The following is a 2162-nucleotide window of genomic DNA, read 5'->3' on the forward strand; positions in this document are numbered from 1 at the left end:
ATGTACAAGTAATGTTTAACAGCTATATCGGCGATAAAGTGGTGCCAATAGCAGGTGACAATATCCCAACCCAAACGCGGCCTGCCACCAAGCAGGACAGCGCGGCGAACAACATGCCCAAACCTATACCAGGCATGTTTTATGTAGCTACCCAGGACACCAAAACGGGAAAACTGTTTCTTAAAGTAGTAAATGCAACAGGAAAGCCGCAGCAGGTTGATATCGATCTGAAGGGGGTTGGAAAACTTTCTCCCGAGGGTATTATCGTGGTCATAAAAGGTGATAAACCTGAAGATACTAATACGATCAGCGACCCGGTAAAAATAGTTCCGGTTACCTCCAAAATAAAAGTGGCAGGCGCTAAGTTTACAAGGACTTTCGATCCATATTCAGTAAGCATGCTTCAAATAAATACATTAACTAAATAATTAAAACCAGGTAAGCATACCAGGACAAAAAACCAAATGTGAATATGAGAAATGCGATTTACAGGTTATGGATAACGGCCTTAATTATCACGCTTATAGTGCCGCGTTTATATGCGCAAAAAGCCACTAATCCAATCATTTTTGCTGATGTTCCCGATATGTCTATGATCAGGGTTGGTAAAAATTATTATATGAGCAGTACAACGATGCACATGAATCCCGGGGTGCCTATTATGAAATCTACAGATCTTGTCAATTGGAAAATAATCAACTATGCCTATGATACTTTGGCAGATATGCCGGAGCTAAATTTGACAGAAGGTAAAAACACATACGGCAAGGGTTCATGGGCGAGCAGTCTGCGCTTCCATAAAGGTATGTATTATGTAACCACTTTTGCACAAACCACAGGTGAAACTTATATTTTTAAAACGAAAGATATAGAAAAAGGAAATTGGGAAAGAATTTCCTTTAAACCAGCGTATCATGACCATTCTCTGTTTTTTGATGATGATGGCAAAGCCTATTTAATTTATGATGCAGATAGACTAAAACTTGTTGAATTAAATGACGATCTGACGGGAGTTAGACCAGGCGTTCCGGTGAAAGTTATCATTGAAAACGCCCACGCACCAGCAGGAAACGACATGGGCATTGGCGCTGAAGGATCTCAATTATATAAAATAAATGGAAAATATTATCTATTTAATATTTGCGCCCCGCGCGGTAAAAACAGAACTGTAGTTATACATAGGGCAGATGATATCAACGGTCCTTGGGAAGGAAAAGTTGGCTTACAGGATAGAGGAATTGCTCAGGGTGGACTTATTGAGACGCCAGACGGACGCTGGTTTTCTTATCTCTTTCGCGATTTTGGTTCTGTTGGCCGAATTCCCTATCTGGTTCCTGTAAAGTGGGAAGACGGTTGGCCTGTATTAGGAGAAAACGGTAAAGCCCCGGATACATTAGATCTGCCAGCCAGTAAAGGTTTGATCCCAGGCATTGTTGCTTCGGACGAGTTTACCCGTAAAAAAGGCGAACGTGCATTACCACTGGTTTGGCAATGGAACCATAACCCGGATAATAGTTTGTGGTCTGTTACAGCCCGGAAAGGGTATTTACGGCTCACCACCGGCAGGATCGACACCGATTTCCTGGCGGCACGAAATTCATTGACACAACGCACTATCGGCCCGGTATGCTCCGGGACAGTTTCGCTCGACATTTCTAAAATGAAAGATGGTGATTTTGCGGGTTTGGGCCTTTTGCAAAAAAATTACGGATTGGCCGGTGTCAAAATAACAGGGAATAGCAAAGCTGTCTTAATGATCAATGCAAGTACCGGAAAACCTGTAGAAGCACAAAAAATCCCCTTAAACCAAAAGGTAATGTACTTTAAGGCGGAATGCAATTTTACAAGCAGAAAAGACGTGGCAGATTTTTTTTATAGCCTGGACGGGAAAACGTGGATAACATTGGGCAAACAATTAAAAATGGCTTATAGCATCCCGCATTTTATGGGCTATCGTTTTGCTTTGTTTAATTATGCTACAAAAAATATAGGGGGAGCGGCCGACTTTGACTTTTTTCATATAACAGATTCCATTTCCCCGGAAAAATAAAATTCAACCAGTTAAACAAATAAATAGGCATCCTGACATTAACAAGATGCAGTAAGCAAGAAATTGCTGATTTAAGCGTAAAACCAGTTATTACAAACACTAATAAGTCGTT

Annotated in this window: 2 protein-coding genes; both read left to right on the forward strand. The window is 41.1% G+C overall.

Annotated features, from left to right (window positions below):
• On the forward strand, positions 1-428 hold a 428-nt coding region (locus AC1DQW_RS27490; protein WP_477456984.1), incomplete at its 5' end, for an alpha-L-arabinofuranosidase C-terminal domain-containing protein.
• Between the two features lie 44 nt (positions 429-472).
• Positions 473-2050, forward strand: coding sequence for a glycoside hydrolase family 43 protein (locus AC1DQW_RS27495; protein ID WP_477456985.1), 1578 nt, complete (start codon positions 473-475; stop codon positions 2048-2050).
• Positions 2051-2162: the final 112 nt, after the last annotated feature.

It is taken from the genome of Mucilaginibacter sp. P5_A4 (assembly GCF_056400605.1).